Origin of the sequence: Luteibacter sp. CQ10, from assembly GCF_040900725.1 — a bacterium.
GTDB lineage: Bacteria > Pseudomonadota > Gammaproteobacteria > Xanthomonadales > Rhodanobacteraceae > Luteibacter.
This window is the reverse complement of the sequence record NZ_JAEUYM010000007.1, coordinates 17,094-36,083: the sequence shown is the minus strand read 5'-3', so window position 1 is coordinate 36,083 and position 18,990 is coordinate 17,094. Positions and strand designations below refer to the sequence as shown.

Sequence of the window (18,990 nt, the reverse complement as noted above, 5' to 3'; positions counted from 1 at the left end):
TAAGTCAACGACTTATGGTCATGAGGCGTGCTGCAACGCGGCTTGCCACGATTTAAATGCGCTCCGTAATCTGCACGTAACCGTCGCATGGCGGTCTTTTCATCGGGGGTAATGCAGGACATCAGTTCCACCGCGGTATGCGATCGCCGGGAGGGCATCGGTTACGCGGAGCAGAGTGCCGCTGCATAACGGGCGACGACCGGTCGCCCCTCATTTTCAAAAAAACATCCAAGCCGCCCCATGACCCGACGCGACCGCCCCGGGCCGTCGTCGCGTGCCCGTGTGGTTCACCGCGCACCGCGTCGCGGAAGCGGAAGCCGTTCATTTCTTCGAGGAACAAAGCATGCATTCGATCCATCTACGTCGCGGCATCCTGGCCGGTGCGCTGGCCATGGCGTTGTTTTCCCCCACGTCGTTCGCGCAGGATGCCAAGCCCGCGGACGCGAAGGATGCCACCGCGCTGGACAAGGTCGTCGTCACGGGCTCACGCATTCCGCGCTCGGAGATCGAGGGTTCGGCCCCGGTGGTGATGGTCACCGCCGAGCAGATCAAGGCGCAGGGTTTCACCACGCTGGTCGAGTTCCTCAACAGCCTGCCGCAGGTCGCCACGCCGGACTTCAGCGACCGCATTTCCACGTGGGGCAACACGGCGGTGAACGCCCGCCCGATCAACCTGCGCAACCTCGGCCCCGACCATAGCCTGCTGCTGATCGACGGCCATCGCGTCGCCGACTATCCGCAGCCCAGCGCGGGGCAGAGCACGTTCCAGAACTACAACAACCTGCCCATCGGCATGATCGACCACATCGAGGTGCTCGCCACCGGCGCGTCGTCGATCTACGGTTCGGATGCCGTCGCCGGCGTCATCAACGTGGTGCTCAAGAAACGCTACGAAGGCGACCACATCCAGATCACCGGCGGCGGTGCCACGCGTGGCGGGCGCAACTACGGCGACGTCAATTTCCTCGGTGGCCGCTCGGGCGAGAACTGGCACGTCATCTACAACTACGAACACACCAACCGCAGCCCGTTGTGGGGTAGCGATCGCCGCTATACCGATTCCGAAGCGGACGCCGGCTACGGGGCATGGAGTCCCAGCGCACGGATGTTCGGCTTCCCGACGTCCGACGGCCTGGCGCTCACCAACGCCGACGGCAACTACGTCGCGCCGCCCGCCGGCGCCTGCGGACAGTTCGGCAACACCTTCTCCGCGTACGACCACAAGACGGTCGGTACGGTCGGCCGCCAGGTCGATCCCACCAACGTCACCAGCCGGGGCGTTTCCTGCACGCAGAACGCTCTATTCGAGAACTGGGTGCTGAGTCCGGGCCTGCGTGCCGACAACGCCTATGTCGCCGGCGAATACGACTTCTCGAACTCGCTTCAGGCGTACGCCTCGGTCGGCCTGTGGACCAACACCGGCACGACGAACACGCAGCTGCCGTTCCTCTATGCGATGCCCGGCCTGCCGACCGGCTTCTACGACCGGACCTCCGGCCAGGTGATCAATTCGTACATTCGCCAGCTCACGCCACAGGAGATGGGTACCTTCGGCAACACGCACGATCGCGAGGCGAACTGGGACGTCCACGTCGGCCTGAAGGGCACCGTCTTCGACGACAAGTTCAATTGGGACCTGAACCTCGGCACGAACCGGTACATCGTGCATGAGCATTACACCGGCCTGAACGAACAGGGCATGTTCGATTACTTTTTCGGCCCGCAGCTGGGCCCGACGACGGTCGGCGGCGAAGCGCTGCCGACGTATGCGCTGAACACCCAGCGTTTCTACAGCCCCATCTCGCCGTCGGATTACCGCAGCTTCGCCGTCGGCGGCGTCAACAGCGCGGAAACCTGGATGGACCAGGCCGAGTTCAACCTCAACGGCGACCTGTTCGATACCTGGGCCGGTCCGGTCGGCTTCGCCGGCGTGGTCGAGGCCAACCACCAGGGCTTCAAGCTCTCGCCGGACCCGCGCGGCAACACCACGTCGTTCGGCGATCCGTTCCAGAATTACATCACCGGCGGCGGCACGCGTAACCGCTTGTCCACCGCCACGGAGTTCCGCGTGCCGTTGGCATCGACGCTGACGTGGACGCTATCCGGCCGCCTGGACAAGTACCGCGACGACAGCCAAGCCGATATCGCGCGCACGTGGGGTACCGGCATCGAATGGCGGCCGCTCGAAGGACTGCTGCTGCGCGGGACCTACGGCACCAACTTCCACGCGCCCGATCTGCAGGCCATCTACCTGAAGGATTCGCAGCAGACGCAGGGCGACTATGCCGATCCGCTGGAGTGCATCCGTACCGGCGATCGCGCCTGCCAGAACTTCCAGCATCCCACCTCGTTCACGCAGTTCTCCGGCGGCAGCCGCAACCTGCTCAACGAAACCGGGCACTCCTGGACCTACGGCTTCGTCTGGGACATTCCGCACGTCGATAACCTGGCGTTGTCGGTCGACTACTGGCACATGGGCATCAACAACGCCATCAAGTGGATCGATCTCGGCACCGCACTCAACGACGAGGCCGGCTGCCTCACGGGCACCACGCCGAGCGGCGCACCGTACATCGCGCATACCCTGGGATCGCCTTACTGCGCCGAGGCCATCGGCAACGTCAAGCGCGATGCGCAGGGCAACATCACCAGCGTGACGGTGGGGCCGATCAACGAGGCATCGCTCTATGTCAGCGGCATCGATGCGAAGGTGACCTACGCGCTGCGCACCCTCTCCATGGGCAGTTTCAACTTCGAGCTCAACTACACCAACAACCTGAGCTTCAAGGAGCGCGACCTCACCTCCGATCCGCTGCTGAACACGCGCTACAAGTATCCCGCCACGCGCATCAACGGCACGGCGCACTGGCACCAGGGGCCGTGGGACATCACGCTGCACGGCGAGCGCATCGGCCAGATCCGCGCGAACAACTACGATGGCTGCGAAGTGCTGCCCAACGGCATCCAGCCGTCCGTGGGCGACGCGGATTGCTCCATCTACAAGGGACACGTCGCGCCGTGGATCACCTGGAGCACGGGCGCGAGCTACGCGATCAACGACGACGTGAAGCTGGGCGTGAACGTATCGAACATCTTCAACCGGGTCGGGCGGATTCCCTATTACGCCGGTGGTTTCGAGTTCATCCCCACCCAGCAGGGCGACGATTACACCGGCCGCGAGGTGTTCATGTCGCTGGATTGGAAGATCGACTGACCGGGAACCGCGGCAGCTGAACGGATCGCTGCCGCATGTTCCTGCGACGTCAACACCGCGGGTGCCGGATCGTTTCCGGCCCTGCGTACGTCACCACACACAGAGGACACATCGACCCATGAACGTCATTCCGAAGTTTGCCCTCCTCGGCCTGGTCGCCGGCGCGGCGCTGGTATCGGCCCCCGCGTTCGCACAGTCGGCCGTGCCGGGCCATCCGCGCGTCAACGAGGTCAACGGCCGGCTGGACAATCAGCAGAACCGCATCGACCAGGGCGTCGCGAACGGCACGATGACCCAGAAGCAGGCGGCGCGCGACGAGACGCACGACGCGAACATCGCCCGTCGCGAGAGCGCGGATGAGGCCAGGCATGGCGGTCACCTGACCAAGGCCGAGCAGAACCGGCTCAACCGGTCGGAAAATCGCGACAGCCGGCACATCTACCGGCAGAAGCACTGAACCCGGTCGCGGAACGAGCGGGCGGGTGCCGCCCGCTCGTTCCGGCCGAAGCGCATGGCGCTTAGTGCGTACCGGCGATCGACGCGGTGGCGACAGTGCCTGCCGGCGGCGCGGCGTCGACGACGCCCTGGAGCCGGTTCATCTGCACCTGGAAGTTGGCCGGTACCTTGAATGCGACGCCCGCGCCGTCGGCGACGTGCTGTGACACGAAGCCGCCGCCGGTGCCCTGCCACAGGTAGGCATCGCCTTTCGCGTTGGTCCAGAACAGGTCGGCCAGGCCGTCGCCGTCGAAATCCTCGATGGTGGCGAGGGTGTAGCCGTCCGGCACGGTCATGGTCTTCTGGCTCGACACGGTCGTGCCGTCCATCGTCCACCACCGCAGCTTGCCCGTGGAGGCGTTGAACCAGACCAGATCCGTCTTGCCGCTGCCCGCGATTTCACCGGCGCCCACGAGGTCGAACCCGGCGGGTGCCGCATCGCCGTCGGTCTTTGTGAAGCTTCCGCGGCCGTCGTTGATCCAGTACTGCACCGCCCGCTTGGGCCCGGTCCAGACGATGTCGAGGATGCCGTCGCCGTTGAGGTCCGCGAGATACGGCGTGAAACCGGCGGGAGCGTTGACCGTCTTGCCCACGCCCTGCTGGCAGTCCAGGCCGTCCAGACGGCCGAACTTGATGCCGCCCGTGCAGGCGATGTTCCAGAACGAGAGCTTGCCGGTGGTGGAGTTGATCCAGACTTCCTGCGACGTGCCCGAATCGTCGACCCGGCCCGCGCCGACCATGCTCCACCCCGCCTTGTACGGGAAGGTGAAATCGATCCAGCCATAGCTGTAGATCGCGAGATTCAACTCATGGGTGGTGGGATTGTCGGCTTCCATCACCGTCTGGCCGGTCAGCACGCCGTCGAAGATGTCATAGGGCATGGCCTTGACCTGGTCGCCCGGCTTGAAGCCGTCGATCCAGAAGTCGCCCTGCTGGCCCGGGGTCCAGGTGTCGCTGGACAACACGGTGCTGCCGTTCATCTGCACGAGGGTCGTCTTGCCGGTCTTCGGCGCGATCAGCAGCAACGTGCTCTTGCCGTCGAGGACGTGATTCAGGCCCACGCCGGGATTGCCGCTGTCGCGGTTCGAGAGCAGGTCCCAGGTGCGCGGAATGCGCTTGCCGCGTGCCTGTCTCGCGGCGATCGCGTGGGTGAGGTTAGTGACGTCCACCGAGCCCAGGCCGGTCGCGTAGTCGTAGCCCTTGCCGGCTTTCCACGCCGTGACCAGCGAGGCACGGCCGCCGTCGCTGACCACGCCGAAGCTGTCGCCCTTCTTGACGAAGCAGTCGCCCGTGCCCGCGAAGCAGGGCACGTCGATGTCGCCGACGGCGACGTCATGGAACACGCAGGACGCATCCGTGGCCTTGCACCCGGCCGCGGGCGTGGCCACCGTGCCGTACTGCACGCGTGCCAGTTCGTACAGCGACGGCCCGACGTTGCCCAGTCGATCGGCGGCGGCCTGGTTCACCAGGGCCTGCACGCCGGCCATGGCCGGCGCGGCGAACGACGTGCCGCCCGCGCTGTTGTAGATCGAGTTCTCCGGGTCGAGGTAGTTGCACGGCGTGCCGCCCTGGTCGGCGTCGGACATGCAGAAGATCAGCGCGTGCCCGTAAATGCCGTTGGCGGCGAAGAGCGAAACGTCGGGAATCGCGCGGGTCACGTTCTGGTCGATGCCCGCGATGCCCTGCTGCCAGCTCGGCTGGTTGTACAGGTAGCTCGGGCCGCCGCTGCCGCCGGCGGTGTTGAGGAAGCCCTGGCCTTTGGCGGAGTTGCAGGCCTTGTTCGGGTTCGTGTAGCCGAGGATCGTATCCAGCTGGGCGCTGGCGCAGGAGTCGTTCCAGGTCTGCTCGGGGATGTAGCCGATGGCGCTGGCGCCGAGTGATCCGTTGCCGGACAGCCAGTACTTGCGCGTCTTGCCGTAGTCGTCGAAGTCGGTGCCGCCCACGGCCACGTTGTAGGGTGTGCTGCCGAGGCCGTTCACGGCGATGCCGAAGGTGGACGCGGACTGGTTCTGGTCGCAGCCGGCCACGCCGGCGTCGCCGGTGGAGACGAACACCGTGGTGCCTTCGGCGGCGGCCGTCGACCACAGCACGGTCGCTTCGTCGCTGTCGCCCACGGCGGCGCTCACCAGTTCGCACTCGCCGTAGCTCAGGCTCATGATCGGCGGCGGCGTGGCCTGTTCGAGCAGGTTCTGCGCGGCGAGGAAGGCACCGAAGTCGGCGCCGCTGTCCTGGCACGAGGCCAGGGTCACGTCGGCATCGGGCGCGGCAGCGCCGGCCCACTCGGCATCGAGCGCGGCTTCGCCCTCGTCGCCGTTGGTGCCGGGATCGGCGCAGCTCGTGTCGCCGTCGAAGGCCGCCGGGTGCACCTGGGTGAAGCGTCCCGCCGCGTCCTTCGGCATGAACACCTGGCGGAAGGTGGCGACGTCGGCGTCCTGCACGTTGGTGCGTTCGAGCACCACCACGTTCTGGCCGGCGCCGCGCACCGGCGTGTCTTCGTTCCACAGCGGATTGACGTCATAGACGGTCGCGAAATCCGCCGGGGCCAGGTCGAACATCGTCTCGCCCTGGTACACGAAGTTGAAGTCGCTCGAGGGCGCGCCCGCCGCCACCCACTCACCCTTGGCGTTGCGCTTCACGGGTCTTGCGTTCTTGACCTGGGGCTTGGGGAAGAAGTCGGTCAGCGATGCCACGCCGCGGACCACAGGAACCAGGTCGGTCGGCAGCTTCTGTTCGACGGCGTTGGCGAAATGCACCTTGCCGTCGGCGCGGTATCGATGCATCGACGTGCCGAAGGCCTGCTGCACGGCGCCCACCGAACCGGTGAAACGGATCAGCATGCCGTCGGCGGACACGCTCTTCACGCCGAGGCCCTGCGATCCGAGCCACTGCTTCACGGCCGCAATATCTTTCGCATTCGGGCCGAACCGCTCGCCCACCTGGCGCGCGCTCAGCCAGTGGTGGAAGTTGGGCGAGGAGGGATTGCTCAGCGAGGCCAGGTAAGCGTCGAAGCGTTTCTGCTGGTCGTCACCGCGCTTGAGCACCAGGGTCATCGAGGGAATGGTCTCGGTGGTTCCCATCGCGCCGGCATCGATGCTGGTGGCGACCCTGGCGGGCACGCTCCCCTGGAGCGTGGTGAATTGGCGGGTATTCACCGCCTTGGTGAGCAATGGCGTGGTGGTGGTGCTGCCGACGGTATCGACGGCGGCGTGGGCGTGACCGGTGGCGACGAGCATCGCCGCCCCGGCCAGCCAAGGCCTGAACATGGTTGGTGACATAGAACCCCCGAAGGAAAGTGCCCGATTTGCCCTCACGTGGTGCGGCTGCCCAGCCCGTGACGAACTGCCCCTTCGGCATGCCATCCGCGACGAAACACCGTGCGGACGGACGAGACTAGCTTTACATCGTCGGCAAAGTCACACACGCTCGTCTTTCCGGTTTCTCACCGGCTTCTCACCGCCGCCGGGACGCGGCGCGTCGATCGAGGAAAACGCACGATGATGTCCCGCCTCCGCCGTTGGCTTGACGACACGCCGATCGACGATCCCGTCGATCGGCGCAATGCGGTGTTCATGCAACTGCTGCTGATGTTCGAAGGCCTGCGGATACCGGCGACCAAGCTCTACCTGTTCGGCCTGCACGGTGCCTACCTGCAGGCGCAGTTCTTCAGCAAGGCGCGCGTGGGTGCATCGGCGGCCCTCGCCGTCGACATCGGCACCGACCTCGCCATGACCGTCTCGGCCTGGCTCGGCCTGTGGCTCATTCGCGGCGGGCGGTTCCCCCTGGCCGTGGCGCAGTTCGTCGGCACCATGCTCGCGTCGGGCGCGCTGGCTTACGCGGCCTTCGGCTACCGCGCCACCGACGGCAACCTGACGCTGATCATGATCCTCGCCCTGAGCGGACTCATGCTCGGACGCAAGGCGTTATGGACGACCTATGCCGCCGAGGCGCTGATCCTCGCCGTGAGCGTGGCACCCCTCACCGCCGCCGATCCCGGTCACGCGCGGGGATTCCTGTCCGCGTTCTACGACGCGTTGCCGATGCGGGCACTCACCAGCTACCTGCTGATCGCCCTGATCGTCGACCGTGCCATCGATGCCTTGCGCCAGAGCCTTGGCGAATCGGAGCGACAACGGCGGCAACTGGCCCTGGAGATCGCCGAGCGCGAACGCACGCGCGAGCAGCTTCTGCATGCGCAGAAGATGGATGCGGTCGGCAAGCTCGCCAGCGGCGTCGCGCACGACGTCAACAACGTCTTCGACATCATCCTGGGCTTTTCCACCGAACGCGACCGCCTGCCCGACGACGAGCGGCTGCAAGGCGACATGCGCGCGGTGGCCGATGCGCTCGAAGGCATCGAACTGGCCGCGCGTCGCGGCACGGCGGTGTGCCGGAAACTGCTCAATTTCAGCCGGCGCGACGTGGCTTCCGTCGAAGTATTCGACGTGGTATCCGCCGTGCGCGAGCTGCGGCCGCTGGCTCGTCAATCCTTGCCCGCGCACTGCCAGTTGCACCTGGCGCTGCCGCACGAACCACGTTGGATCCTCTTCGACCGCAGCCAGTTCGAACTGGCGATCATCAATCTGGTGACCAACGCGCGCGACGCGATGCCCGACGGCGGCCGCTGCGACATCGTGCTGGAGGATCGCGACGGCGGCGTGGTATTAACCGTGCGCGACACCGGCATCGGCATGGCCGACGCCGTTCGCGCGCGGATCTTCGATCCGTTCTTCACCACCAAGCCGGCCGACCGCGGCACCGGCCTGGGCCTGAGCGTCGTCCACGACCTGGTGATCCGGGCCGGTGGCCGGACGACGGTCGACAGCGAGCCCGGCAGGGGAACGGCGATTCGCGTGACCTTGCCTTGCGTCGATGCGCCCGAGGAAACGATCGTTCCGGCGGATCAAGTCGTCAGCACGTAGCCGGTGCCATGGACGGCGTTCAGGGGCAGCGGTTCGCCGAGCGTGGCGAGCACCTTGCGACGCAGGCGATGCACCATGGAATCGAGCCGGTGCGGATCGAAGGCGTCGACGTCGTCGGTGAGCACGGCGATCAGGGATTCGCGCGGTAGCACTTCGTTCGCGTGCTGGAGCAGCGATTCGAGCAGGCGGCGTTCGCCCTTGGTGAGCATCACCTGGCCGCCCGCGGGCGAGCGGAGAAACCATTCGTCCGGGCTGAGTTCCCAGCGGCCGGCGGGTGTTTTCGTCGTCGGCCGCAGCCGGCGGGCAACGCTGTGCAGGGTGGCGACCAGCACGTCGATCTCGACGGGCTTCGCCAGGTAGGCGTCCGCGCCTTCGAAAAGACCGCGCACGCGATCGACGCTGTCGCCTCGGCCGGTGAGGATGACGATGCCCGCCTCGGGGAAGCTTCCGCGAAGCGAGCGTGCCAGCGTGAAGCCGTCACCGTCGGGCAGGCCGATATCCAGCACGAACAGGTCCGGCGTGCGTTGCCCCAGCAGTGCATGCAATCCCGCCGCGCTGCCGGTGGCCCTGACGTGGAAGCCGAACTGGGTCAGCCTGGGCAGCAGGATGCGATCGCGCAGGAGGTCGTCGTCTTCCAGCAGCACCAGTTGCAGGCCATGCGCGGGCGCGGCGGGATCGGGTGGGTAGGTCGTCACTCGCGCAAGCCTCGCTTACTTCGCGCCGACGGCCAGATTGCCTTCGCGCCGCGCCAAAATCCATGGGTGGCGCGCGAGCGGGTCAGGCGAGGTCGTCCATGACACGTAGCTCGACGACGTGGTCATAGCGACGCCCACAGGTGCAGGCTGGCCAGGCTTCGCCACGGCGCGTAAGGCGTCATGAGCCGCGCGGTGGCGATGGCGTCCGGGCGTTCCGCCAAGTCGTACATGCGCTCCAGCGCCGTCGCGAGGCCGGAATCGCCCACCGGCGCGGCGTCCGCGAAGCCGATGCGCATCATCACGTAGCGCGCGGTCCACGTGCCGATGCCATGGAGCGCCGTGAGGCGTCGTTCCGCTTCCACCGCCGAGCCCTCGGCCAGCGCTTCGACGGCGAGCTTGCCCTCGGCGATGGTCCGCGCCGTCTCGATGAGATACCGGGCCTTGGCGCGGGAGAAGCGGCGCCGGGTCAGGTCGTCCGGATCGATGCGGGCGACGGCCTCCGGCGTGGGGTGCACGATCATGTCTCCCACGCGCTCGCCCGCGAGCAGGATCAGTTCGCGGCGAAGGCTGCCCGCGAAGCTGAGGTTGATCTGCTGCCCGATGATCGCCCAGCACAGGGCGTCGAAGGCGCGCGGCACCAGCGGAACGCGCAGGCCGCGTCGCGCGGACACCAGGTCGGGATGGGCGGCTTCGAACGCACGGATGTCGTTGCGCAGGCCGAGCACCTTGAGGACGTCGCGATGCAGGATGGCGACGCTGGCGATGCCAAGCCGCCGCGGCGACGTCACGTTGACGTTCGCGAGACGGCCTTCGAAACGTATGTCCACGATCGCCGGGCCGTCCGGCGTATCCAGGGCTTTCCAGACGCGCGACGCGTCACTGCGTTCGGCCAGTCCTTCGACGTCGCGGCCCTGGTAGGCGAGCACGGCGTCTTTCCGGTAATCGGCGGGCAGGCGAATCGAAAAGCCGGGCCGCGTGCCGAGCTGCCGGTAGTCGTCCGGCGTCATGCCCATCAGCAGGCCGAACGTCCGCTCGAAAGGCTTGGTGCCCGGGAAGCCCGCGGCGTGGCCCGCGTCGCGTGACGTGGTGCCGAGTTCCAGCAGTTGCCGTGCCGCGAACGCCACCCGCTTGCGCTCGAGCCATTCCCCGGCGGTGGCATGCGCGTGATCGCCCAGCACCACGGCCAGCGCGTCGTCCGTCACGCCGACGGCCTCCGCGAGGGCGGCCGGTGACGAAACGCTGGCCGGCTCGGCTTCCAGCCGTTCGCTCAGCGCCTGGAAAAGGTCCAGGCCGTCGCCGCGCTCCGCATGCAGGCGGTGCGGTTTGCACAGCTTGCATGGTTTGAGTCCCGCTGCCCTGGCCTGCGCTTCGGAAGCGAACGCGGTCAGGTCCGCCTTGCGGCCCTTGGCCAGTACACAGGAAGGCAGGTGGTAGACGTAGGGATCGGCCGTGCCCAGGAGAAGCACGCCATCCAGCGCGCCACGTCGTGCGGTGCGTCGGTCCCAGTCGAGCAGGCGGATCGTCGTCATCCGGGCATGCTAGCCGGAAGGCCGTGCGGACGCATGCGCCGTACCGAGATCACGACGCCGGGATCGGTCGCCCTCGTTGGTGGAGCGCGAGCGAGACCGCCACCATCGTCAAGACGATGGCCATGCCGGCACCGAACTCGGTGGTGACGTAAGGCGCCCGTCCGTCCGTGGCGGTCATCGGATCGAGCACGGTCTGCACGATGGTGTTATGGCTGGCGTGCAGGACGACGCACGGCCAGAGGCTTCCCGACGCCATGCGCAGCCAGGTCATGACGAACGACATGCCGATCGCCATGACGGTGAAGCATGCGACCGCGTAGGCCGGCGTCGTCCCCGCGTTGTAGTCGGCACCGAGAAGGCTCGGGTAATGCCATACGGACCACAGCGCGCCGCTGGCGAGGCTCGTGCCCGTGAAGCCGAGGCGCTCGTAGAGGCGTGGCACCAGGAATCCACGCCAGCCGATTTCCTCGCCGAGGGCCCAGGCCATGCCGCTGATGACGATGAAGACCATGGTCGTCGGAATGCCGAAGAACGCGGCGAACGCGGTCGCGTGGCTGGTCACCTGGAAGTCGTGCGCCAGCTTCCCGGCGTAGGCGCTCCACTGGAATGCATCCGGTATCAGCATCCATGCGATCGCGTAAACCGGAATCGCGTAGAGGAAGGGGATGACGTAGCCCCAGCCGATGTAGCGGAGCCGGGGCCACGTCCAGCCGAGCGATCGCACGTCCCGCTTGCGGGTGACGCAGGTCGCCAGTGCCGCGGCGCCGGGGCACCACATCAGCATCCGCGACATCATCGGCGGTTGGGTGCCCAGGTGCACGATGAACGCGGAGACCGGCGCGCTGAAGGCGATCAGCCAGACGATGAACCAGGCGATATCGCCTCCAGGGAACGGCTTGCGCATAAGGGTCATCGGCTGTGTCATGGAAGTGATGACGGATAGCACGCGATGTCGGGAGCGTCCATCCGACTCACGACACGGCCGGCACTTTGCGGAAGGTCAGCCACAGCGCCGAAGCCAGGAAGTAGAAGCCGCCGAAAGCCGCATACGGTGCGAGCTCGACCACGCCCGGCACGGTGTCGCCGAGGGAGCGTGCGATGAAGATCACGCCGGCCAGTGCGGACTGCGCGCCGCTGATGATCATGAAGGCCTGTCCGCCCAGCTTGCGGCGACGGATGCCGACGGCGAGCTGGAAGAGGCCGGCGAGCAGGGCCCAGGCGCCGAACACGGCCAGTCCGCCCGCGTTGCCCCTCTGGACGAAGGCCACGGTCACGCAGATGGCGGTGAGGGTGCTGACGATGGCGTTGAGGCGCTGGCCGGGATTCACCGCGAGGCCGCCGTTTCGCCGGGCGTCGATGATGTTCGCCAGGGCGTCCCAGGCCGGATAGATGAAAAGCAGCACGCCCGCCGCGAGCGGCGACTTGGCCGCCAGGAGCGCGACCAGGACGACCCAGGTGGAGGCCGCGGCCGCGCGGAGGAAATAGAACTGGCGCAGGGCCAGGCGGTTCTCGAGGGAGCTGTTCATGGAAAGGAGTCCGAATCGAAGGTGATGCAAACCTACTAGTAGGTAGGCACTTAGTCAACTACTTTCGTTCATGAGGGGAGAGGTCTCGAAATCTACCTTCCAGATGGTAGACTGAAGGCATGACTACTCAGCAGCGACTCATCGATTCGGCCCGCCGTTTCATCCAGACGCGTGGCTACAACGGTTTCAGCTACGCCGACGTCGCCGAAGAGGTGAACGTGCGCAAGGCGAGCATCCATCACCACTTTCCGTCGAAGTCCGACCTGGCCAGCGCGGTGGTGGAGGAGTCGCGGGCGATCATCGTCCAGCAGATCAACTTCCTCGCCGAGGGCAGCTTCAATCCGGAAGAGCAGTTGCGGATGTACACGGGCTATTGGGAAAAGTGCATCGCCGACGCGTCCGCCCCGTTCTGCGTGGCGGGCATGCTCGCGGCGGAACTGCCCACCTTGCCCGACGATCTCGCCGAGCATGTGCGCGCGCATTTCCGCGATCTGTCGCACTGGCTCGAAACCGTGCTGGCCAAGGGCGCGCAGCTCGGGCTGTTCGAGCTGCAGGCCTCCGCGCGGCTCGAAGCCGAGTCGTTCATGTCGATGGTCTACGGCGCCATGCTGGCCGCGCGCGCCTACGGCGATCCGAAGGTGTTCGCGGACATCGTGGAGAACGGGCTGAAGAAGCTCATCCGGGCGCCCGCGCCCTCAAGGTAGGTCGGCGATCTCGCTTCGGTGGGGACGCGCGGGCAGGGAGCGGCCCTCGACGATCCGGTGCAGGGCCTGCATGGCCACGTCGTTGCCCTGTTTTTCGGCCACGCGGTAAGGCGTATCGCCCTGGCGGTCGCGATGCGCCGGATCGGCACCTCGCTGCAGCAGCGGCTGCAGCATCTGCAGCCTGCCGAACATCACGGCGAACGACAGCGCGGTCTCGCCCGCGTTGTTGGCCTGGTCGACGGGACAGTGAGTGGAAAGGAGTCGCGCCGCGATGTCCAACTGGCCCTTGTACAGGGCGCCCATGAGCGCGGTGTTGCCGTTGCGGTCGCCGAGGCATGCGTTCGCGCCGCGCGCCAGGAGATGGTCGAGCGCGGCGGGCTGGTCGTCGTAGGCGGCCAGGATCGTCGCCGTGTAGCCGGCAGGCGTCTTGGCGTCGATGGGATATCCCGCGTCCAGCAGCGCGTCGAGGATGTCGATGCGCCCGGCGCGCGCCGCGTCGAACCAGGCATCGTCGTAGCGGTGCGCGTCGACCCGCTGGGTGGCGGCGATGGCCGACGGCTCCACGCCGCGCACGGCGAGGCGAAGGCGCGGCGACATGAACCACGTGCCCGCGGCCGCCAGCACGACGAGCGTGGGCAGCCAGCACCGAGGGGATCGAAGGAGGCGGAGAATCGTCATGGTGTCGGCACCCGGCGTGGCGCCGGGTGCCGTGGCTCCTTCAGTCCTGAAGCGTGTCGGACAAGGTCTTCACCTTGGCGAGGTCCGCATGCACCGCCTTCGCCAGGCGCTCGCCGTACTCGTGGTCCGCGCGGTAGAAATACGACAGCATGCGGTAGAGGTTGTCCTGCGTGCGCACCTTCGCAAGATCGTCGCCCAGTGCCGTGACCAGGAACGTCCTGTCCTGCGCCGAGAGGCTGCGGTAATACTCGCCCGCCTGGAAGAAATCGCGCGGCTTGCTCGTCTTCTGCTGCTGCGTCGTGCCGGCCAGCGGCGTGCGGACGCTCTTGGCCGACGGATCTTCCGACACCTCGGCGATGCCGGACGGCTCGTAGTTGGTCTCGCCCTTGCGTCCGCTCGCGTTCATCGCGCCGTCCTGGTCCTCGTTGCGGACGGGCACCGCGGGACGGTTGATGGGCAGGCTGTTGTAGTTCGCGCCGAGCCGGTACATCTGCGTGTCGGCGTAGGCGAACAGGCGGCCCTGGAGCATGCGGTCTTCCGACGGTTCGATGCCCGGCACGAGGCGCGACGGCGCGAAGGCGGATTCCTCGGTGCTTTCGAAGTAGTTGTCGGGCACGCGGTCCAGAGTCATGGTGCCGATCTTGCGCTCGGGTACGCCGGTCCAGACCTTGGTGTCGTCCAGGCCGTCGAAATCGAACTTCGTCAGTTCCTCAGGCGTCAGCACCTGCACGTAGAGATCCCATTTCGGATCATCGCCCTTGCGGATCGCACCGTAGAGATCGTTGGTCATCAGGTTCCAGTCCTTGCCGATGGACGGTCCGATCTCGGCCGGCTTGAAGCCATGGATGCCCTGCTGGCTCTTCCAGTGGAACTTGACGTAGTGCACGTCGCCCTTCGCGTTGACGAACTTGAAGGCATGCACGGCGAAGCCGTCCATGTGCCGGTAGGAATCCGGCATGCCTTCCACCGTGTAGAGGTGGGTGAGCATGTTGGTGGCTTCGGGCGTATGCGCGAAGAAGTCGAAGGCCAGCTCCGGATCCTGCACGCCGGTAACCGCGCTGGGCTTGTTCGCGTGCACGAAATCCGGGAACTTGATGGCGTCGCGGATGAAGAAGATCGGCCAGTTGATGCCGACCATGTCCCAGTTGCCGTCCTGCGTGTAGAACTTGATGGCGAAGCCGCGCGGGTCGCGGGCCTGCTCGGGCGAACCGCGATAACCCATCACCGTGGAGAAGCGAACGAACACCGGCGTGGTGGTGCCTGGGGCGAATACCTTCGCGCGGGTGAGCTCGGAGATATCCGCGCTGGGCGTGAAGCTGCCGAAGGCGCCGGTGCCGCGCGCATGCACCACGCGCTCGGGAATGCGCTCACGGTCGAAACGTTGCAGTTTCTCGATCAGATGCGAGTCCTGCAGCAGCACAGGGCCCGCCGGGCCGGCGGTCTGCGAATTCTGGTTGTCGCCCACCGGTGCACCGCCGTCGGTGGTCAGATGGGTTTGCTGCGCATGGGCCGCGCCGACGAGCGTACATGCCAGCGCGAACGCCAGCGTTCCGATGGATAGCTTCTTCAAGGGTTGATCCTGCCTGTCGCACCTCGCTGGTGCCGCCGGCGATCATGCGTGGCATGATGCAATTCATCCAATCGTTCGTTGCTATCGAGGCGATAGATCGAACGAATGTGTCGAGCATCACGCTATGCATGTGCGGCATCGTTCGCGGCGAGACGCGATATGATCGATCCTTCCCCGATGGAGCCAGCGCATGCCCGGTCCAATGCTTCCCAAGGTCGCCATTCTCGACGATTACCAGGGCGTCGCCCTGCGCATGGCGGACTGGTCCGTTCTCGATGGACGAGCGGAGGTGGTGGCGTTCGACGATCACCTCGATCGTGTCGACGACATCGTCGAGCGTCTGCGGCCTTTCGAGGTGGTGTGCGTCATGCGCGAGCGCACGCCGCTCACGCGAGACGTGATCGACCGCCTGCCGAACCTGAAACTCATCGCGTCGACGGGACGGGCCAACGCGTCCATCGATACGGCCGCCTCCGCCGAGCGCGGCATCGAGGTCACGCACACCGACTATTCATCCACGCCGACCATCGAGCTGACCTGGGCGCTGATCCTGGCGATGGCGCGCAACCTCGCCATCGAAAACCGTTCGTTGCGCGATGGCGGCTGGCAGGTGGGCCTGGGCACCGAACTGGCGGGCAAGACACTCGGCCTGCTGGGCCTGGGCCATATCGGTTCGGCGGTGGGCGTCATCGCGCAGGCGTTCCGGATGGACGTGATCGCCTGGAGCCAGAACCTCACCGCCGAGCGCGCGGCGGAGAAAGGCGTGCGGCTCGTCGACAAGGACACGCTGTTCGGCGAATCGGACATCCTGTCGATCCACGTGCGCCTGAGCGATCGCACGCAGGGGCTGGTGGGCGAGCCGGAACTGGCCCGCATGAAGCCGACCAGCCGCCTGGTGAATACGTCGCGCGGGCCGATCGTCGATAACGGGGCCTTGCTTGCCGCGCTTCGTGAGGGGCGCATCGCGGGCGCCGCCCTCGACGTGTTCGATACGGAACCCCTGCCGCTTGCCGACCCCCTGCGGTCGCTGGACAACGTGCTTGCCACGCCGCATATCGGCTACGTCACCGCCGAGATGTACCGCACGTTCTATGGCGATGCGTTGCGGCACATCGTGGCGTGGATCGAAGCGCGTCGTGGGTAAACAGCCGAAAGGACGGTGGGGCGATGCTGGGCGCAGGGCGCTGGGTTCCTGCGTGCGCAGGAACGACGTGAGTGGGTAGATACTTGACGGTCAATCGTGTGGCTCGTCGCCGTACCGTTGATCGAGCGAACTCGTGACATCGAAAACTCCCTTCGGCGTCCGCCGAAGGGAGCGATCGATCAGGCCGCCTTGCGTTCCGCGGCCGACGCTTTCTTCTTGCGCAAATCGTAACGATCCAGGTTCATCACCTTCGCCCAGGCATCGACGAAATCGTCGATGAACTTTTTCTCGGCGTCCGCGCTGGCGTAGACCTCGGCAAGCGCACGCAGCACCGAGTTCGAGCCGAAGACGAGATCGACGCGGCTCGCGGTCCAGCGTGGTTTGCCGGTGCCGCGCTCACTGCCGTTGAACGATTCGGCGGCGGCCGACGAGGGCTTCCACTCCGTGCCCATGTCGAGCAGGTTGCGGAAGAAGTCGTTGCTCAGCGTACCGGGGCGATCGGTGAGCACGCCGAGTTGGCTGCCGTCGGCGTTCGCGCCGAGCACGCGCAGGCCACCCACCAGCACCGTCATCTCGGGCGCCGTAAGCGTCAGCTTCTGCGCCTTGTCGATGAGCAGCGCTTCGGCCGGTACGGCATAACGCTCCTTGACGAAGTTGCGGAAGCCATCGGCGACCGGTTCCAGCGGCGCGAACGACTCGACGTCGGTCTGCTCCTGCGTGGCATCGGTGCGGCCGGGGGAGAACGGCACGGTCACGTCATGGCCGGCGGCCTTGGCGGCCTTTTCGATGGCGGCACCGCCCGCCAGCACGATCAGGTCGGCCAGCGACACCGGCTTGCCGAAGTCCTTGCGGACGCCTTCGAGGGTATCGAGCACCTTCTTCAGCTGGTCGGGGCGGTTGACCTTCCAGTCTTTCTGCGGCGCCAGGCGAATGCGCGCGCCGTTACCGCCGCCACGCTTGTCGCCGCCGCGGAAGGTGGACGCCGAGGCCCAGGCCGTCGACACCAGGTCGGACACGCTAAGACCCGACGCGAGCACCTTGTCCTTGAGCGCCTTGATGTCGGATTCGGCGAGCGGCGGTTGGCTGGCCTCGGGCACCGGGTCCTGCCAGATCAGCACTTCGTCGGGCACTTCCGGGCCGAGGTAGCGCGAGCGCGGTCCCATGTCGCGGTGGGTGAGCTTGAACCAGGCGCGCGCGAACGCATCGGCGAACTGTTCGGGATGCTCCAGGAACCGGCGCGAGATCTTCTCGTAGGCGGGGTCCATGCGCAGCGACAGGTCGGTGGTGAGCATGGTGGGCCGCTTGTTGGGGCCGCCATGCGCATCGGGCACGCTGTCGTCGGCGTTCTTCGCCACCCATTGGTTCGCGCCCGCGGGGCTCTTTTCCAGTTCCCATTCGTACTTGAACAGGTTCTCGAAGAAGAGGTTGGTCCACTTCGTGGGCTGCTGCGTCCAGGTGACTTCCAGGCCGCTGGTGATCGTGTCGCGGCCCTTGCCGCTGCCGTAACTGTTGCGCCAGCCCAGGCCCTGTTCGGCCAGTTCGGCGCCTTCGGGTTCGGTCGCCACGTTGTCGGACGGGCCGGCGCCATGGGTCTTGCCGAAGGTATGGCCGCCGGCGATCAGGGCGACGGTCTCTTCGTCGTTCATCGCCATGCGGCCGAAGGTGACGCGAATGTCGTGCGCCGCGGCGACGGGATCCGGGTTGCCGTCGGGGCCTTCCGGATTGACGTAGATCAGGCCCATCTGCACGGCCGCGAGCGGGTTCTCGAGGTTCCGACCGCCGTCGGTGCGGCTGTGCTCGTGACCATGGAGTTCGGCGTCGGCGGTCACCACGCCCTCGTCGCCCGGCTTGGGCTTGGGTGCCTCTTCGGCATCCTTGGTCTGGGCCGCCTGCTTGCCGTAGCGGATGTCGCCGCCCAGCCAGGTCGTTTCGTTGCCCCAGTAGACGTCCTGGTCGGGTTCCCAGGTGTCTTCGCGCCCGCCGCCGAAGCCGAAGGTCTTGAAGCCCATGCTCTCCAGCGCGACGTTGCCGGTGAGGATGAGCAGGTCGGCCCAGGAGAGGGCGCGGCCGTACTTCTGCTTCACCGGCCAGAGCAGGCGGCGTGCTTTGTCGAGGCTCACGTTGTCGGGCCAGCTGTTCAGGGGCGCGAAACGTTGCTGGCCGCGTCCGCCGCCGCCGCGTCCGTCCTCGATGCGGTAGGTGCCGGCGCTATGCCAGGCCATGCGGACGAAGAGCGGGCCATAGTGCCCGAAATCGGCGGGCCACCAGTCCTGCGAATCGGTCATGACCTTCTCGAGGTCTTTCTTTACCGCGGCCAGGTCGAGCTTCTCGAACGCCTCGGCATAATCGAAATCGGCGTCCATGGGATTGGATCGCGACGAATGCTGGTTCAGCAGATCGACGCGCAGCCGCTTGGGCCACCAGTCGCTATTGGCCGTGCCGCCACCGGCGGTGTGGTTGAACGGGCACTTGGACTCGCTGGACATCTGCGCTTCTCCTCTGGCTGGCGTAGCGGT

The 18,990-nt window shown here is 66.6% G+C and carries 13 protein-coding genes; 5 read left to right on the top strand and 8 right to left on the bottom strand.

Features of this window, described 5'->3' with window-relative positions; genetic code table 11:
• Positions 1–343 precede the first annotated feature (343 nt).
• Positions 344–3,214: a TonB-dependent receptor gene (locus tag JNG39_RS20260; protein ID WP_368313769.1), complete on the top strand. Its 2,871-nt coding sequence runs from the start codon at positions 344–346 to the stop codon at positions 3,212–3,214.
• A gap of 118 nt (positions 3,215–3,332) precedes the next feature.
• Positions 3,333–3,671, top strand: a complete 339-nt coding sequence (locus JNG39_RS20255) for a hypothetical protein (RefSeq protein ID WP_368313768.1) — start codon at positions 3,333–3,335, stop codon at positions 3,669–3,671.
• Positions 3,672–3,732: 61 nt separating this feature from the next.
• Here the strand turns inward: JNG39_RS20255 and JNG39_RS20250 are convergent, their stop codons facing one another.
• On the bottom strand, positions 3,733–6,984 hold the full coding sequence (locus tag JNG39_RS20250) for a protease pro-enzyme activation domain-containing protein (RefSeq protein ID WP_368313767.1): 3,252 nt from the start codon (positions 6,982–6,984) through the stop codon (positions 3,733–3,735).
• A 219-nt stretch (positions 6,985–7,203) separates the two neighbouring features.
• On the opposite strand from JNG39_RS20250, the gene JNG39_RS20245 reads away from it, so the two are divergent.
• Positions 7,204–8,628: a sensor histidine kinase gene (locus JNG39_RS20245; RefSeq protein ID WP_368313766.1), complete on the top strand. Its 1,425-nt coding sequence runs from the start codon at positions 7,204–7,206 to the stop codon at positions 8,626–8,628.
• Here the strand turns inward: JNG39_RS20245 and JNG39_RS20240 are convergent.
• From JNG39_RS20240 to JNG39_RS20225, 4 genes are all read right to left on the bottom strand, one after another.
• The gene (locus JNG39_RS20240; protein ID WP_368313765.1) at positions 8,610–9,323 is read right to left on the bottom strand and encodes a response regulator transcription factor; all 714 of its coding nucleotides are present in this window, start codon (positions 9,321–9,323) and stop codon (positions 8,610–8,612) included. The genes JNG39_RS20245 and JNG39_RS20240 overlap by 19 nt on opposite strands.
• Positions 9,324–9,445: 122 nt before the next feature.
• Positions 9,446–10,852 (bottom strand): helix-turn-helix domain-containing protein, encoded by a 1,407-nt coding sequence (locus JNG39_RS20235; protein WP_368313764.1) that lies wholly within the window; start codon positions 10,850–10,852, stop codon positions 9,446–9,448.
• 49 nt (positions 10,853–10,901) lie between these two features.
• Entirely contained in the window at positions 10,902–11,756 is an 855-nt protein-coding gene (locus tag JNG39_RS20230) for a lysostaphin resistance A-like protein (RefSeq protein WP_368313763.1), read from the bottom strand.
• Positions 11,757–11,823: 67 nt separating this feature from the next.
• On the bottom strand, positions 11,824–12,378 hold the full coding sequence (locus JNG39_RS20225; protein ID WP_368313762.1) for a hypothetical protein: 555 nt from the start codon (positions 12,376–12,378) through the stop codon (positions 11,824–11,826).
• A 119-nt stretch (positions 12,379–12,497) separates the two neighbouring features.
• On the opposite strand from JNG39_RS20225, the gene JNG39_RS20220 reads away from it, so the two are divergent.
• The gene (locus JNG39_RS20220) at positions 12,498–13,082 is read left to right on the top strand and encodes a TetR/AcrR family transcriptional regulator (protein WP_368313761.1); all 585 of its coding nucleotides are present in this window, start codon (positions 12,498–12,500) and stop codon (positions 13,080–13,082) included.
• On the opposite strand, the gene JNG39_RS20215 is transcribed toward JNG39_RS20220, so the two are convergent.
• Positions 13,074–13,760 carry an ankyrin repeat domain-containing protein gene (locus tag JNG39_RS20215; RefSeq protein WP_368313760.1) on the bottom strand — a complete coding sequence of 229 codons (687 nt, stop codon included), beginning with the start codon at positions 13,758–13,760 and terminating at the stop codon, positions 13,074–13,076. The genes JNG39_RS20220 and JNG39_RS20215 overlap by 9 nt on opposite strands.
• A 40-nt stretch (positions 13,761–13,800) precedes the next feature.
• Entirely contained in the window at positions 13,801–15,306 is a 1,506-nt protein-coding gene (locus JNG39_RS20210; RefSeq protein WP_368313854.1) for a catalase, read from the bottom strand.
• A gap of 214 nt (positions 15,307–15,520) precedes the next feature.
• Here JNG39_RS20210 and JNG39_RS20205 point away from each other — a divergent pair, with 214 nt between their 5' ends.
• Positions 15,521–16,474 (top strand): D-2-hydroxyacid dehydrogenase family protein, encoded by a 954-nt coding sequence (locus tag JNG39_RS20205; RefSeq protein WP_368313759.1) that lies wholly within the window; start codon positions 15,521–15,523, stop codon positions 16,472–16,474.
• A gap of 179 nt (positions 16,475–16,653) precedes the next feature.
• On the opposite strand, the gene katG is transcribed toward JNG39_RS20205, so the two are convergent.
• Entirely contained in the window at positions 16,654–18,960 is a 2,307-nt protein-coding gene (gene katG / locus JNG39_RS20200; protein WP_368313758.1) for a catalase/peroxidase HPI, read from the bottom strand.
• Positions 18,961–18,990: the final 30 nt, after the last annotated feature.

What these genes read in the sequence shown, in the direction of transcription:
- JNG39_RS20205 (WP_368313759.1), top strand. Translation starts at nt 15,521, where the DNA reads ATGCCCGGTCCAATGCTTCCCAAGGTCGCCATTCTCGACGATTACCAG.
- JNG39_RS20260 (WP_368313769.1), top strand. Translation starts at nt 344, where the DNA reads ATGCATTCGATCCATCTACGTCGCGGCATCCTGGCCGGTGCGCTGGCC.
- JNG39_RS20250 (WP_368313767.1), bottom strand. Translation starts at nt 6,984, where the DNA reads ATGTCACCAACCATGTTCAGGCCTTGGCTGGCCGGGGCGGCGATGCTC.
- JNG39_RS20215 (WP_368313760.1), bottom strand. Translation starts at nt 13,760, where the DNA reads ATGACGATTCTCCGCCTCCTTCGATCCCCTCGGTGCTGGCTGCCCACG.
- JNG39_RS20255 (WP_368313768.1), top strand. Translation starts at nt 3,333, where the DNA reads ATGAACGTCATTCCGAAGTTTGCCCTCCTCGGCCTGGTCGCCGGCGCG.
- JNG39_RS20220 (WP_368313761.1), top strand. Translation starts at nt 12,498, where the DNA reads ATGACTACTCAGCAGCGACTCATCGATTCGGCCCGCCGTTTCATCCAG.
- JNG39_RS20230 (WP_368313763.1), bottom strand. Translation starts at nt 11,756, where the DNA reads ATGCGCAAGCCGTTCCCTGGAGGCGATATCGCCTGGTTCATCGTCTGG.
- JNG39_RS20235 (WP_368313764.1), bottom strand. Translation starts at nt 10,852, where the DNA reads ATGACGACGATCCGCCTGCTCGACTGGGACCGACGCACCGCACGACGT.
- JNG39_RS20225 (WP_368313762.1), bottom strand. Translation starts at nt 12,378, where the DNA reads ATGAACAGCTCCCTCGAGAACCGCCTGGCCCTGCGCCAGTTCTATTTC.
- JNG39_RS20245 (WP_368313766.1), top strand. Translation starts at nt 7,204, where the DNA reads ATGATGTCCCGCCTCCGCCGTTGGCTTGACGACACGCCGATCGACGAT.
- katG (WP_368313758.1), bottom strand. Translation starts at nt 18,960, where the DNA reads ATGTCCAGCGAGTCCAAGTGCCCGTTCAACCACACCGCCGGTGGCGGC.